The sequence below is a fragment of the Segatella sinensis genome (genome assembly GCF_040095255.1).
GTDB lineage: Bacteria > Bacteroidota > Bacteroidia > Bacteroidales > Bacteroidaceae > Prevotella > Prevotella sinensis.
This window is the reverse complement of the sequence record NZ_JBBNGE010000033.1, coordinates 22286-37731: the sequence shown is the minus strand read 5'-3', so window position 1 is coordinate 37731 and position 15446 is coordinate 22286. Positions and strand designations below refer to the sequence as shown.

The 15446-nt window shown below is 46.9% G+C and carries 10 protein-coding genes, 1 other RNA gene and 1 pseudogene; 7 read left to right on the top strand and 5 right to left on the bottom strand.

Going from position 1 to position 15446, the window contains the following annotated elements; genetic code table 11:
* Positions 1-475: 475 nt before the first annotated feature.
* Positions 476-664 (top strand): annotated as a pseudogene (locus AAAT87_RS10090) (ATP-binding protein); the annotation flags it as partial.
* Positions 665-1519: 855 nt separating this feature from the next.
* Here the strand turns inward: AAAT87_RS10090 and ssrA are convergent.
* Positions 1520-1917: a transfer-messenger RNA gene (ssrA, locus tag AAAT87_RS10085) on the bottom strand.
* Between the two features lie 212 nt (positions 1918-2129).
* Here ssrA and AAAT87_RS10080 point away from each other — a divergent pair.
* The 6 genes from AAAT87_RS10080 to AAAT87_RS10055 all read left to right on the top strand — a co-directional run bounded on the left by AAAT87_RS10080 (position 2130) and on the right by AAAT87_RS10055 (position 10992).
* Positions 2130-3581, top strand: a complete 1452-nt coding sequence (locus tag AAAT87_RS10080; RefSeq protein WP_349226334.1) for a sigma-54-dependent transcriptional regulator — start codon at positions 2130-2132, stop codon at positions 3579-3581.
* A 22-nt stretch (positions 3582-3603) separates the two neighbouring features.
* Positions 3604-4881 carry a sensor histidine kinase gene (locus AAAT87_RS10075; RefSeq protein ID WP_349226333.1) on the top strand — a complete coding sequence of 426 codons (1278 nt, stop codon included), beginning with the start codon at positions 3604-3606 and terminating at the stop codon, positions 4879-4881.
* Positions 4882-5055: 174 nt separating this feature from the next.
* Positions 5056-6510, top strand: coding sequence for a TolC family protein (locus tag AAAT87_RS10070; RefSeq protein ID WP_428848559.1), 1455 nt, complete (start codon positions 5056-5058; stop codon positions 6508-6510).
* Positions 6511-6529: 19 nt separating this feature from the next.
* Positions 6530-7780: an efflux RND transporter periplasmic adaptor subunit gene (locus tag AAAT87_RS10065; RefSeq protein WP_349226331.1), complete on the top strand. Its 1251-nt coding sequence runs from the start codon at positions 6530-6532 to the stop codon at positions 7778-7780.
* A gap of 89 nt (positions 7781-7869) precedes the next feature.
* The gene (locus tag AAAT87_RS10060) at positions 7870-10260 is read left to right on the top strand and encodes an ABC transporter permease (RefSeq protein ID WP_349226330.1); all 2391 of its coding nucleotides are present in this window, start codon (positions 7870-7872) and stop codon (positions 10258-10260) included.
* 57 nt (positions 10261-10317) lie between these two features.
* Positions 10318-10992 carry an ABC transporter ATP-binding protein gene (locus tag AAAT87_RS10055; protein WP_254972606.1) on the top strand — a complete coding sequence of 225 codons (675 nt, stop codon included), beginning with the start codon at positions 10318-10320 and terminating at the stop codon, positions 10990-10992.
* 60 nt (positions 10993-11052) lie between these two features.
* Here AAAT87_RS10055 and miaA read toward each other — a convergent pair whose 3' ends face one another.
* From miaA to lpxD, 4 genes are read right to left on the bottom strand one after another with little or no spacing between them, the layout of a single operon-like run.
* Positions 11053-11952 (bottom strand): tRNA (adenosine(37)-N6)-dimethylallyltransferase MiaA, encoded by a 900-nt coding sequence (gene miaA, locus AAAT87_RS10050; protein WP_349226329.1) that lies wholly within the window; start codon positions 11950-11952, stop codon positions 11053-11055.
* Positions 11952-12722 carry an acyl-ACP--UDP-N-acetylglucosamine O-acyltransferase gene (gene lpxA, locus AAAT87_RS10045; protein WP_089543518.1) on the bottom strand — a complete coding sequence of 257 codons (771 nt, stop codon included), beginning with the start codon at positions 12720-12722 and terminating at the stop codon, positions 11952-11954. Before lpxA ends, miaA begins: the two co-directional genes overlap by 1 nt.
* Before the next feature lie 15 nt (positions 12723-12737).
* Complete coding sequence (locus AAAT87_RS10040; protein WP_427865329.1) at positions 12738-14120, bottom strand: bifunctional UDP-3-O-[3-hydroxymyristoyl] N-acetylglucosamine deacetylase/3-hydroxyacyl-ACP dehydratase; 1383 nt, start codon at positions 14118-14120, stop codon at positions 12738-12740.
* Between the two features lie 14 nt (positions 14121-14134).
* Entirely contained in the window at positions 14135-15169 is a 1035-nt protein-coding gene (lpxD, locus tag AAAT87_RS10035; protein ID WP_295025132.1) for a UDP-3-O-(3-hydroxymyristoyl)glucosamine N-acyltransferase, read from the bottom strand.
* Between the last annotated feature and the right edge of the window lie 277 nt (positions 15170-15446).

Here is a 15446-nt window from a genome sequence, read left to right as displayed (position 1 = left end):
ACCAAGGGCAGCATGTCAACCCTCGACTTGCGAGGCATAGAAGATGGCAAGATAGCCTGTGCCGACAGGCTCTTCGAGCAACTCTCAGGTTCGGGCATCTACTAACATAAGGTAACCAATTATGACGATTTGATGAAATGGGTGAAATAGAATATGATGTTCAATGTATAAAACGTAAAAGCAAAGTTTAGTATAAATGGGTATAAAAATCCTTTTTATACCCATTTTAAAATGCTTTCACATTCATATTAACTCTTTGTATCATAGTAGTTTGAGGGTGAAAGGAGAATAATGAAGAGGAAAAATGGTTGAATAGCTTTGTTGAGAGATATTCTGGTCGAAGTAGGTAGTGGTCTGGCTGACCAAGATTTAACTGGTGACAACTTGAAAATAGTTCTTGACCAAATGGACTTGTTGGAAACTACACCAAAAGGCTTCAAAGTTATCTATGCAGGCTATAAAAGAAGCTCGTATGCTTCGTTCTCGTCGATACACAAACCATCGTTTAGGAAAGTTCTTGAAAGAGTTAGACTTGACTGAGGGGCGAGCTACAGGTATTCCTACCATTCAACAGAAGTTGCGTGAAAACAGATCGCCACGTGCTACGATAGAGACAGATGAAGAGCGATCGTTTTTCTTGATAGACATACCATGTAATCCGGATTGTCTAGGAGGACCAATTCTGAAAGGTGACATGAAAGGTGACATGAAAGGTGATATGAAAGATGACATGAAAAACTTCTCTGAAATCAGAATCCTTCGAGACGATTTCCATGTAATGAAACGTGTTAGAGGTCTTAAGGATGGTTACTGGGTAATAATATAGTTAATTATTAGATATTCCATTGAGATGTCGTAAAAGATGTCGTAAAAGAAGCTAATTATGTCATAAAAGCAAAAGGGAATGTTGTAAAGAAATTTGTCAGATGATGATCATGAAGGCTTCTTCAAAAGAATATAGATACGAAACTGCAGGTTTGTATTTTGTATTTCTATTTAAAAATGCTTTCACACTTTATGTTAACTATCAGTATCATAGTTAGTTGAGTGTGAAAGGAAAATTGTGAAGAGAGAATGTGGGTGATGTGTGAAGCGGGAATAACGGTTATGAGGAGTGAGGAGAGATGATAGGTGCTGAAAGGCGGAAAGATGCTATCTTTTATCGATTGGTTTGAGTAGTTCTTATAGCTGACTAGAGTCATCCATATAGCTGACCCGGGTCATCTATATGGATGACCCGGGTCAGCCAATGACTGGTAGTATCAATTACTCTCATAGATAGTATCAGCTTCCCCTGTTGGAACTATCAGCATCTCTTCCTGGAGCTATCGGTTTCAGCTGTAGGAAGTATCAGTTTCTGGTGTTTATACTATCATACTTTTCTCCTAAAAATGCCTTCACACTAAACTTGCTGATAATCAGAATGTTTGAGAATGTGTGAAAGCAGAAATAAAGATTGTAGAATATTATAAAAACAAAAAATAAGCAGCTGATTTTTTCAGCTGCTTATTTGCTTATAGGGTGGAGCTGGAGGGAATCGAACCCTCGTCCGCACAAGGAAACCATACGCTTTCTACATGCTTATTCCAGCCTTCAATTTTCGAGGTATGACAAGACCTGGACCACCAATCATACCCTTATCCTCTAAAATTTCATCCATGCAATGAGGCGTACATGAACTATTTCCGATTTACCTGCACCGCTTGATCAACAAGATTCGGAACTACATCCGTTGAGCGATGTCCCGTTCCAGCACCTTGTGCCGGAATAAAGTTAATCTACTGTACTTCGATTAAGCAGCGAGAGCGTAGTTATTTTCGCCAATTAATTTTTTGTTCACTAGGATTTAGGAGGTAGCCAACGAGCCTCCGCATGCTTACGTACCATTTCATCTCGCCGTCAAATCCAGTCAACCCCGAGATTTCTTGATAACTAGAGTGCAAAGATAAAGCGAAATTTTGAAATCACCAAATATTTTCGGAAATTTCTTCGTTATTTCTTTAAAATATCGGAATATAGCGGTTGGGAGACCGCTTTTGTTTAGAATTTTGGAAGAAATGATGTTTTTTTCGAAGCTATCTCGTTTTTTTGCAGTAACTTTGTGGGCAAAATAATTAAAAATGATGGCAATGGAGAAAAAAGGAAAGATACTGATAGTGGATGACAATGAGGATGTTCTCTTGTCGCTCAATATGCTTTTGAAACCATACGTGGAGGGTATTAGAGTTATCAATACGCCTGAACGAATCATCGGAATGATGGATTCGTTCATGCCTGATGTCATCATGCTCGATATGAACTTCCATCGGGATGCCATCAGTGGCGAAGAGGGGTATGAATGGCTGAAGAAGATTCTGGCGCATAACCCCAAGAGCGTGGTGCTGTTTATCACGGCTTACGTGGATACGGAGAAGGCGGTGAGGGCTATCAAGGCGGGAGCCATCGACTTTATTCCGAAACCATGGGATAGGAATAAACTGCTCGATACGGTGAAGAGTGCCGTGGAATTGAGCAGGGAAAGGAATCTGGATTCTTCGGATTCGCAGGAAAAGGAATCGGAACTGAAACTGAATATGAATCAATGTTCTGATTCCAAGTCTGTTGTATCTTCTCAAGATGTGTTTGCGGGAATGATTGGCGAATGCCCTGCCATGAGGGAACTGAAAACGCAGATGATGCGTGTGGCGGCTACGGATGCCAACGTATTGATTACCGGAGAGAATGGTACGGGAAAGGATGTGGTGGCACATGCCTTGCATCAGCTTTCGGGCAGGGCAAGGAAGCCGTTTGTAAATATCGACCTGGGGTGTATCCCTGAGAATCTTTTCGAGAGCGAGCTTTTCGGATACGAGAAGGGGGCGTTTACGGATGCCAGGAATGCGAAGGAAGGACGAATTGAGACGGCGGATGGCGGTACTCTCTTTCTGGATGAGATTGGAAATCTGAACCTGCCGATGCAGCAGAAACTTCTGACGGTGATTGAGAAGCGGGAGACTCAGCGCATTGGTTCCAATAAGGTGAGCCGGGTAGATGTGAGGATTCTGGCGGCTACGAATGCCCATCTGCGTGAGAAGGTGGGAGAAGGAACATTCCGGCAGGACCTCTTCTATCGGTTGAATACCATTGAACTGCATCTTCCGCCGCTGCGTGAACGTGGAGAGGATATCGTTCTGCTGGCAGAATATTTCCTGAAGATTTATTCTGGAAAATATAGTGTGGGTGATGTGAGGCTGGGTGCATCTGCCAAACAGAAACTTCTGAAACATACCTGGCCGGGGAATGTAAGAGAGCTGCAGCATTGCATCGAGAGGGCAATCGTATTAAATGATAAGACGGAACTGGCTGCCGAGGATATCAGATTGGAGGATTCTGTGGTGGCATTGGGTTCTTCTTCATCAGATTCTTCATCAAGTTCTTCATCAGGTTCCATAAAGGTTGATTCGCTCAATCTTCAGACCTTGGAGCGTGAAGCCATTAAGCGCGCCATTTCCCTGAGCAATGGAAATCTTACACAGGCCGCAGAGTTGCTGGGTATTACCCGTTTCGCCCTTTACAGGAAAATCGACAAACTCGGGGTTTAATGCTTCGGAAATTTTTGAAACTATGTCAATCGTCAATAACTTATTCAATCATAAGAGCAATGAGCGGATGCGCCAACTGATTGAGGCTATCCGCACCCGTGACTTCTCGCTTCAGTATTCGTTGGATCATCTGAGGGGAGAAGAGCGGAATCTTGCAGAGCAGATTAACGAAGTGGTGAATGAATTTCGGGAAACCACTTTGCTGCAGGAAGCGAAATACCAGTATTTCGGAACGATGCTCGATACCATCAATGCCTTTCTCATTGTGGCGGATGAACAGGGAAAGGTGCATTGGATGAATCGGGCTGCCGTGGATGGACTCTGCGGTTTTTCGATTCATCACTTGCACGACTTGCAGGTGCTGGATGGGGCGCTTCCGGAAATGATGATGCAGCTGAAGCCGGGATTGCAGAAACTGGTACAATTGGAGACCAAGACCAACGAGGTTGCAGCTGGAAAGAAGGCTTTGGATGCCGGAAGTCAGCATGCGGGGAAGGCAGACTTTGTATTGAGCGTGGTCAACTTCTTTAATAAAGGCTTTGCCTATCGCCTCTATACCTTGCAGAATGTGCAACCGGTGATTCAGAAGAATGAGACGGATGCGCAGCAGCAGCTGGTGAGGGTATTGACCCACGAAATCATGAACTCGCTGACTCCTATCATCTCTTTGGCTGATACGCTATGTGTAGGGGTGGAGCAGGATACGCTGGAGCATGATGATCTGCTGATGGCATTGCAAGCCATCAATCGAAGGAGCAATGGCTTGCTGCAGTTTGTGGAGAACTATCGAAAGTTGCAACGCATATCGAAACCTCAGTTTGAGGATGTAAGGATTGGTGATCTGGTGGCTGATTTGCAGCATCTTTATCCGGATTCCATATTCCATTATGAGATAGAAAACGAAGACCAGAGGTTGCTGATGGATCGTTCGCAGATAGAACAGGTACTGATTAATCTGCTGAAGAATGCACAGGAAGCAGTGGAGAATCGAGTGAATGATGAGGCTGCAGATCTTTCCGATGAGGCTGCATCTGCTCAAAATCAGATTCCTTATGTCCGTCTTACTACTCATCTTTCGAGCAACAAGCGCGATTTCATCATTTCCATTACTGATAATGGTAAGGGAATCCTTCCGGAGGTGATGGAGCGTATTTTTGTGCCGTTCTTTACTACCAAGACGAACGGTTCGGGCATCGGGTTGAGTATCTGCAAGCAGATAGTAACCCTGCATGGTGGAACCATCACCGCCTCTTCGAAACCAGGCGATAAAACCACCTTTAGCGTGGTGCTTCCTGCCTGATAGAGACGGATGCCTATCATATTGAGGATGTGCGCACCGTGCGAAATCGCACACGTTTCGTGCGGTTTCGCACGGCTTTTTTATATCCTGAATTTCTTATCTTCCTGATAATCATATCTTTATCTTTGTGGCATGGCTTTTGTGTTAGTTTTTGCAAAAGTAATCATCATGAAGATAAAGAATTATATATTCATAGCATGGGCGCTTGCAGCCATGAATGTCCAGGCCGACACTTTGCAGCTCGACTTGGCGGCTACCATTGCGATGGCGCAGCGGCAGTCGCCATCGGTGCAGAGTGCCCGCAATACCTTTCTGTCTGCTTACTGGGCTTATCGGTATCATCAGGCCAACTATCTGCCTTCGCTTTCCCTCTCATCTTCACCTTATATTAATAAGGAGGTGAACAAGATAACCCAGTCGGATGGTACGGCCCTCTTTCTGAAGCAAGATCAGTTGAGTGCCGACCTTACTCTGAAAATCAACCAGAATATCTCCCTGACGGGTGGTAGCCTTTTTGTGAAGAGTTCGCTCAACCGCTTGGATGAGTTGCACAATAAGATAACAGCCTATAGTAGTCAACCCTTTATCGTGGGTTATGAGCAGAGTCTTTTTGGCTATAACTCGCTGAAATGGAATCGACGGATAGAACCTATCCGGTTCCGGGAATCCAAAAAGCGATATGCCGAAACGTTGGAGATTGTTTCGGCAAAAGCCTGTGAACATTTCTTTGGTCTGGCTTCGGCGCAAGCAGAATGGGAGATGGCAAAACAGAACTTTGCTTCTGCTGATACGCTTTATCAGATGGCGAAGGGGCGATATGAGAATGGAACGATTTCGGAAAACGAGATGCTACAGCTGGAAATCAACCGTTTGAACGAGGAGACCAATGTGATGGATGCCCAGGTGGCTTTGCGGGAGAAGATGCAGACCATCCGCTCGTTTCTGGGGTTGGAACAATCGCAGGACATCAGTCTGGTGATGCCGGAAGAGGTGCCTGCCTTTGAGGTTCCTTTGCAACGGGCGATAGATTGGGCTTTGTTGAATAGTCCGGATCCCGATTATTACCGTCATATCCAGAAGGAGAGCGAAAGCCGGTTGGCGCAGGCTCGTGCCAATGCCGGATTGAAGGCAGAACTCTATATGCAGTTTGGACTCTCGCAGACGGGAGCAGATATCGGTGCTGCCTATCGCAGTCCGATGAGCCAGCAATCGGCAAGCATCACCATCGCCCTTCCGATATTGGATTGGGGACGGGGAAAGGGTAGGGTAAGAGAAGCCAAATCGCAGTTGGCGCTTACCCAGACGCAGGTGGAGCAAGGCATGAGGGATTTCTACCAGAATGTAGAAAAACTGGTGCTGCAGTTTAACATGCAAGCCCGAAAGGTGCATGTGGCATCACTCACTGACCAGCGTGCCGAGAAGCGACATGTGGTGGCGCGCCGACTCTATATCATGGGTCGCAACTCGATACTCGACCTGAATGCAGCCATCAGCGAGAAAGATGCTGCCCGGCGCAATTACATCTCGACCATGCGAACTTACTGGAGTCTTTACTATACGCTCCGAAGTATGACGGGATTCGATTTCGAGCACAATAAAGAACTGAAGGAAGAACTTCCTATAGAATAATGAATAACAGCAGAATAATATGGATATAAAGAAACAACCGAAACCGTGGTATATCCGCTACCGATATCCTATCCTGTCGGGTGCAGCAGGCATCGCCATCCTGATCTATGCCCTTTTCCTGATCGTTACTTCGGGCACCCGAAGGGTGGATATGGATAGCGTAGTGATAGCCGAAGTGAAGAAGGCTCCTTTCTGGGAGTATGTGGATGTAGAAGGACTGGTTCATCCCTACAAGACCATCCAGGTGAATGCGATGGAGAATGGATTCGTGGAACGGGTGGTGGCTGAAGAAGGAGCCATGCTGCAGCAGGGCGATACCATCCTGGTGCTTCAGAATCCGGAACTCTATCATTCTATCGATGATGAGCAGGATGCATGGAGCAGTAAGCTTCGCAACTGTCAGGAACAGGAAATTGAGATGACGCAGAAGACCATCAACCTGCGCCAGCAAGCCTTGGATGCCCAGCATCAGATGGCGAGCTTGAAGAAATCGCTCAAGCAGAGCCGGGAGGAATATCGTATGGGCATCAAGAGTAAGGCGGAACTGGAGGTGGCTGAGGAAGATTACGAATATCAGCGGCAGAAGGTGCTCTTGCAGATGCAAAACCTGAAGCATGATTCCGTATCTACCCGATTGAAGCGCGAAATGATTGCTGCCAACCGGATGGAAGCCAACAAGAAATTATTGAGAATGAAGGGCCGCACCCAGCAGTTGGTGGTTCGGGCTCCCGTAAGCGGACAACTGAGTTATTTGGGGGTAACCCAAGGTCAGCAGGTTTCGTCCGGGGCGAGCATCGGACAGATTAAGGTGATGAGCCAGTTTAAATTGCAGATTTCGCTGGCTGAGTATTACATCGACCGCGTTATCGCCGGACTTCCTGCCCATATTGAGTATGACGGTCATCAGTTTCCACTGCGTGTATCGCGTGTGATTCCTGAGGTGAAGGACCATCAGTTTGTCTGCGAATTAACTTTCAGCGGCAAGACTCCCGCCAATATCCGATTGGGCAAGAGTTATCGGGTGCTGTTGGAATTGGGCAAGCCGGAACAAGCCTTGGTGATTCCGAATGGTGATTTCTTCCAAACGACCAACGGATATTGGATATTCCGGGTATCTGACGATGGCAAGAAGGCGCAGCGGGTGAATATCAATGTTGGCAGACAGAATCCGCAGCAATTCGAAATCACTTCCGGATTGAAGCCGGGCGACAAGGTTATCGTAAGCGGATATACCCAAATTGCCAGCGAAAAAGAGATAGATTTGAGATAGACTTTTATCTTGGATTATCAAAAATCATCATCCATCATAGATAATAAAATTCAATTTTTCACGTAAATAAATTATAAAGACTTAAAAATATGAATATGTTATTACACAACCTGAAGGTTGCCCTGCGCAACATTCTCAAGTACAAGGTGCAGACGCTGGGCAGCATCCTGTCGCTTGCCATCGGTATGGTGACGCTTGCCACGGTGCATTCGTTTCTGCAGAATTTCCGCATGGCTTCCATTAACCATGAACCTTATTATGACAGGGTTTATAACCTCAGATTCGATTCCATCCAAAAACGTCAATCGGATCATTCAATTCGTATCAATTGTGATATCGTAAGGGCGGTGAAGGCGAATGGAGGACCTCGTTGTATAGAGCAGGGACCTTATGCTCCTAATGGTATGCTTACTGGCGGCTGGGCTGAGTTTACCCTAAACGGCAATACAAGGCGAAAGACGCAGTTGGATGCAGTTCCCCTTGATCGAAATTATCCCAACTTTGTTGGTATCCGTTCTGCCATTACGGGCGAAAAGATTAAGGTGCTGGGGTCTCATGATGCCATTATCAACGAAAAGCAGGCAAAGCAAATCTTTGGTGACAAGAATCCTGTGGGTGCAAGTATTCGTTTGAGTAAAGACTATGGAAATTATCAGTTGAGATTGGTGGATGTCTATCAAGACTTATCATTGACTGAGCAAAACAGTTCTGCTCTCTTTTACTCGCCATGGGAGTTGGAAGATATGGATCCCGAGCAATTTTATGCTGTGAATTTGTATGTGGTGTTGAAAGAGGGATGCACGCCACAACAGTTGAAAGCAGAGGTGAACAGCAGATTGAAACCATTGGGGCTGAAGGTAAAAACAGAAAAGCTGAAAGATCGGTTGAGCGAAGAGTATTCTACCGTAGCAATAGCTTGTTCCATTACTTATCTGATTGGTTCGTTGATTCTGCTGGCTGCCATCATCGGTTTCCTGAGGATGCAGACGCAGCTGTTCTGGATGCGCAGACGTGAAATTTCGCTTCGAATTACCAATGGTGCCACACGTCTCCAACTCTTCTCTATGTTTGCTACCGAGGTGGTGATGATCGTGCTGGTGGCTTATTTGGTGGCAGTATTGATGGGAGCCTGGATTTGTGATTATCTGGCAAAGCCTCAGTTTGCAGAAATCACCTCTGAGTTAGGAACCATCAGTCATCTGTATCTCTATAGTCTGGTGATTGGTCTGGTAGTGATGATGTTGTGTCTCGCCATTATCTGGATTGTGCTGAGTCGAATTTGTAAGCATTCGCAAGCACTCGAATCAGGAATGAGAAGAAGTCATAACCATTGGTTCCGCAATACGATGTTGGGTGTGCAGGTGATGATCAGTATGTTCTTCCTGGGTGTCACATTCTGCCTCCTGTGCTGGGTGGGCAAGATGGCAGATTTCAATCATATACCTGATGACGAGCGTGCATATAAGCAGAGTCTGTTTCTGCAGACAAATGCGGCAGAAAATGTCCAGCGCCTCAGAGACAAGCTCATCCATTTGCCGCAGGTAGAACGATGGATTCCTTATAGCTATGGATTTTGGAAAGTTAACGAACTGGCAGAGAACGAGGAGTTCAGCAAGGCTGTTTGGAAAGATGATCTTTTTGTTAGCTATAGTAATGTGACGAATTATAAAATTCAGATGACATCAGATACCTCCTATCTCGATTTCTTCAAGATCAAGGTGAATTGGAAGCCGAAGGCAAACCGGAAGAAATGTATCCTGGTAAATGAGGAGTTGTATAAGCTTATGCGTCAATATCATGTTTCTCCTAATGATATATTGACCGTAGATGAGATGGATTCCTATCAGATAGCCGGAACGTTCCAGTCGGTACCTTATGAAGGGAGTATGAAAACTGATATATACTCATTCATAGTCATTGACCCCAAAGAGGCTTATGGTGCCACACATTATATTCTTGTGGCAAAGCCGGGTGAATATAAGGAGATGCAGGTTGCCGTAGATAGAACGATACAGAAATTGGAGCCTGCGGTGGTAAAACCGATGTCATCCAATCTGCGTTACTATATGGCGAGGGAAATGTTTGCATTGGAAATACTGCAAAATATTGCGTGGATCCTGGCTATCGTGAGTCTGGCTATCTGCCTGATAAGCATCTTCAGTACGGTGATGCTTGATACACAGACCCGCAAGAAGGAGGTGGCTATCCGTAAGGTGAACGGTGCCCTGACAAGGGATATTACCAAACTCTTCGGACGAACCTATCTGGTGATCACGCTCATAGCCATGGTGTTTGCGGTGGTAGCCATGTTGCTGTTCCATATTGTTCTGAGTAAGATGTTCGATATGGTAGAAATCAATCCTGTCTTCCCTATCATCCTGAGTATAGTGATAGTGATAGGCTTCATTGCTGCTATCATCGCCTGCCAGGTACGCAAGATTATGAAGGTGGATCCTTCGGAGATTCTGGCTAAGGAATAGAATGCGTCATTTGAAAGTATAAAAGTATAATACGAATTTAAAGAAACGATAAAGATTATGATTCAATTAAATAATATCAAGAAAGTATTTCAGACAGAGGAAGTGGAGACTTGGGCTTTGCGTAATATCAGTTTGCAGGTGAAGGAAGGCGAGTTTGTTGCCATCATGGGTCCTTCGGGATGTGGCAAATCTACCTTGCTGAACATCATTGGTCTGCTGAATAATCCTACAAGCGGCAGCTATCTGCTCGACGGCAAGGATGTGAGCACGCTGAAGGAGAGCGAGCGTACCCTGATAAGAAGAGGTATGATAGGTTTTGTATTCCAGAGTTTCAACCTGATAGATGAGTTGAATGTGGTAGAGAACATCGAGTTGCCGCTTCTGTATATGGGAGTTTCGGGCAAGGAGCGCCGTAAGCGTGCCGAGGATGTGATGGAGCGAGTGGCGATATCCCATCGTGCCAAGCATTTCCCGTCGCAGCTTTCGGGCGGTCAGCAGCAGCGCACCGCTATCGCCCGTGCCATCCTGCCGCATCCTAAGCTGATTCTTGCCGATGAGCCTACTGGAAACCTGGATTCCAAGAATGGCAAGGAGGTGATGGAGCTGCTTTCTGAGTTGCACAAGGAAGGCACTACCATCGTGATGGTAACCCACTCGCTGCATGATGCCAATTATGCCGATAGAATCATCAATATGTTTGATGGTGAGATTGTGAATCAGGTGGAGATGTAGGATTTTATGATATGAAAATCGCCCGATAGCATATTCTTTGATGCTATCGGGCGATTATGTCTATATCTCTTCATCGATAAATCGGATGATTTCATCCTGCTGGTCGGGATGATACCAGTGGATTTCAGCATCTCGCTTAAACCAGGTGAGCTGCTTGCGCATGTATTCACGGCTATGCGACTGTATCTGGCGGATGGCTTCATCCCTGTCTATCTCGCCATCGAAATAGGCAAACATCTCTTTGTACCCCACGGTTCTCAAGGCGGTGAGCCCCTTGTGTGGATATACGCTTCGGGCTTCTGCCTCCAGGCCATCCTCCATCATCATCAGCACACGCTGGTTGATTCGGTCATACAATTCGGCACGGTCGCGGTTCAGACCTATCTTGATGATGCGGAAAGGACGCTGCTTCTTTTCGGCTACTCGGAAAGAAGTATAAGTCTTGCCAGTCTGGTGACAGATTTCCAAGGCATGCACCACGCGGCGGGGATTCTTCTTATCTACTATCGCCCAATGCTCCGGGTCCATCTTGTGGAGTTCTTCTACCAGCGCTTCCAAGCCTTCGTCTTCCAGGCGCTGTTTCATCCAGGTACGGATGACACCCCGCACGGTAGGAATATCGTCGATACCCTTGCATACGGCATCGATATACATCATACTGCCGCCTGTAAGAAGCGCCACATCGTGATTCTTGAAGATTTCTTCTTCCAGGAGATTCATCACATCGGCCTCGTATTGGGCTGCGCTGTAATAATCTTCGATGTGGTGGTTTCCTACGAAATAATGCTTCACCCGCTGCTGCTGTTCGGCAGTAGGTGCTGCGGTTCCGATAGGGAGTTCTGCGAAGATCTGGCGGGAGTCGGCATTGATAATAGGGATAGAGAGATGCTCTGCCAGAGAAAGACAGAGCTCGGTCTTACCTACACCGGTAGGACCGAGCACTACAATTAAAGTTTTCATTATCGGATGATGCCTCGCTGAGAACTCTCTACGAAGTCGATGATGTACTGGATTTCCTTAGTCACCTCAAGGTTCTTCTTGATTTCCTCGATACCTTCCTTCAGGATGCCCTTGCTGTAGAGCAGGCGATAAGCCTCGTGGATGTTTTGGATGGTCTCGTTGCTGAAACCACGGCGACGCAAACCGATGAGGTTGATGCTGCAATAGCGGGTTGGCTCCTTGCCGGCAATGATATAAGGAGGAATATCCTGAGAGAAACGGCAACCGCCCTGGATCATCACGTAGCCTGCGATGTGGCAGAACTGATGAACGAGAACGTTGGCGCTGACGATGGCGTTGTCATCTACAACCACCTCGCCGGCAAACTTGGTAGAGTTACCGATAATCAAGCCGCTGCCCAGCTCGCAGTCGTGAGCCACGTGAACAGTCTCCATCAGGAGGTTGTTGCTGCCTACCACGGTCTTGCCCTTAGAGGCAGTACCACGAGAGATAGTAACGTTCTCACGGATGCTGTTGTTGTCGCCCACCTCGCAGGTTGTCACCTCGCCCTTGAACTTCAAGTCCTGAGGCTTGGTAGAGATGCTGGCACCTGGGAAGAATTCATTATTGTTGCCGATACGAGCGCCCACGTGGATGGTAACGCTGTTCTGCAATACGTTGTTATCGCCCAAAACGGTGTCCTTGTCGATATAGCAGAAAGGACCGATAATGTTGTTGTCACCGAGTTTTGCCTCTGGATGAACAAACGCTAATGGACTAATCTGATTCATATTTCTATCTTATTATTACTTGTTCTTAACAATCTGTGCAGTGAAAGTAGCCTCTGCCACCACCTGATCGCCTACGAACATATAGCCCTTCATTGAGCTGATGCCATGACGTACTGGTGCGAGCAACTCCACACGGAAGAGGAGGGTATCGCCTGGAACCACCTTCTTGCGGAACTTCACGTCGTCGAGCTTCATGAAGTAAGTGCTCCAGCGCTCAGGCTCTTCCAGCTGGTTCAATACGAGCAGACCGCCACACTGTGCCATCGCCTCTACCTGGAGAACGCCTGGCATTACTGGCTCCTCTGGGAAGTGACCGGTGAAGAATGGCTCGTTGCTGGTTACGTTCTTAATGCCCACGATGCTGGTAGGACCCATAGCGATGACCTTATCTACCAACTGCATTGGGTAGCGATGAGGCAGGAGCTGACGGATGCGGATATTATCCATGATTGGCTCCTCGTTTGGATCGTAGATAGGAGCCTGGATTTCGTGCTTGCGGATCTCCTTGCGCATGAGACGGGCGAACTTGTTGTTTACGGTATGGCCCGGACGGGTAGCGATGATGCGACCCTTGATAGGCTTACCGATGAGTGCCATATCGCCGATGATGTCGAGCAGCTTATGGCGAGTACACTCGTTCTCCCACTGCAAAGGACGGTGCTGGATGTAACCCAACTTGTTGGCATCCATGTGAGGTACCTTGAGATGATCGGCGAGCTGATCGAGCTGAGCCTGTTCTACCTGGCGCTCGTAGATAACGATGGCATTGTCCAAGTCGCCACCCTTGATAAGGTTAGCCTGGAGCAATGGCATGATATCGCGAACGAAAACGAAGGTACGTGCTGAAGCAATCTCGTCAACATAGGTCTCCATCTTGTCGAGGGTGGCAAACTGGCTGTTGATGAACTTGCTCTCGAAAGAACACATAGCCGTAATACTGAACTCCTCGTCTGGAAGGATGGTGATGACAGAACCGTTGTCGTCCTTCACCTCAATCTTATGACGGATGATATAGTAGTCCTTCTCTGCATTCTGCTCCTGGATGCCCACGCTCTGAATCTTCTCTACATACATAGATGCAGAGCCGTCGAGGATAGGGAACTCAGGACCGTTTACCTGAATGAAACAGTTGTCGATGCCGAGGGCATAGAGTGCTGACATACCGTGCTCGATGGTAGAGATGCGGATATCGCCCTTACCGAGTACGGTGCCACGCTGGGTTTCAACGACGTTCTCAGCTACAGCCTGGATGATAGGCTCGCCTTCGAGGTCGATGCGCTGTATCTTATAACCGGTGTTCTCTGGTGCAGGATTAAAAGTCACGGTGAGGCTCAAGCCTGTGTGCAATCCCTTGCCGCAAAGAGAGAAGCTACCTTTCAGTGTCTTCTGTTTTGACATAATTATATATAGTTTTATTTATTTTTCTTTAATTCTTCAATCTGCTTCTTCAGGTCGTTGAGTTCCTTGTATATGTCAGGCAGGCGACGGAAGATGGCCTGTGACTTGAAGTAAGCACGCTGCTCCATAGGAGGAGTACCGATGAGCTGCTGGCCGCTCTTGAGGCTGCCTGGCACACCGCTCTGTGCTCCGAGGAATACCTTGTCGCCGATGGTGATGTGACCTGCAAGACCCACCTGTCCGCCAAACATACACCATTCGCCTACCTTGGTACTGCCGGCTACACCCACCTGTGCAGACATCACGGTGTTGGCACCGATGTCGGTGTTGTGGGCAATCTGAACCATGTTGTCGAGCTTCACGCCCTTGCGAACGTAGGTAGAACCCATGGTAGAGCGGTCAACGCAGGTGTTGGCACCAATCTCCACATCATCCTCGATAGTAACGATACCAATCTGAGGAATCTTGTCGTATCCGTCAGGACCTGGAGCGAAGCCGAAGCCATCAGCACCGATGACGCAACCTGCATGGAGAGTTACGTTGTCGCCGAGCTTACAGCCGTGATAAATGGTTACGTGAGGGTAGATGAGGGCATTCTTGCCGATCTTCACACCCTCGCCGATGTAAGCGTGAGGATAAATCTGGCTACCTTCGCCCACCTCTGCGCCATCGCTGATATAGGCGAAAGCACCGATATAGACGTTCTCAGCCACCTTAGCCTTTGGAGAAACGAAAGCCAATGGGTCGATGCCCGTCTTCTTAGGTTTCATTGATTCATACATCTGGAGCAACTTTGCCACGCACTCGTATGCATTCTTCACACGAATGAGGGTGGTAGAAACAGGATGATCCAATTCCACGTTCTCGTCGATGAGTACGATGCTCGACTTTGTGTCGTACACGAAGTGAGTATATTTAGGGTTTGAAAGGAACGAGATAGCGCCTTCCTTGCCTTCTTCGATTTTAGCGAAGGTGTTGACTGTTGCATTCTCATCACCTTCCACACGGCCCTGAACGAACTGGGCTATTTGCGCTGCGGTAAATTCCATATTTATCAATCTTCTAGTTTGTTTTACTTAGGGTCTCCTTGCAAGATTCTCTTTTAGGAAACACATTCTGTTTGCAAAAATAACAAAATAAATTTAGAATCTTGTCATTCTTTCGTAATATTTTGCTTTTTTCGCAAACAAATGGGTATTTTTTAGGCGCAAAGCCTCTTTTTCAAGATACTTTGCGCCTAAAATCTTATTTTTGGTGGGGGATTGCAAATCCCCCGGTTTAATAGGTCGAACCTTTTTTACGGCGGATTTCAAATCCGCCGGGACG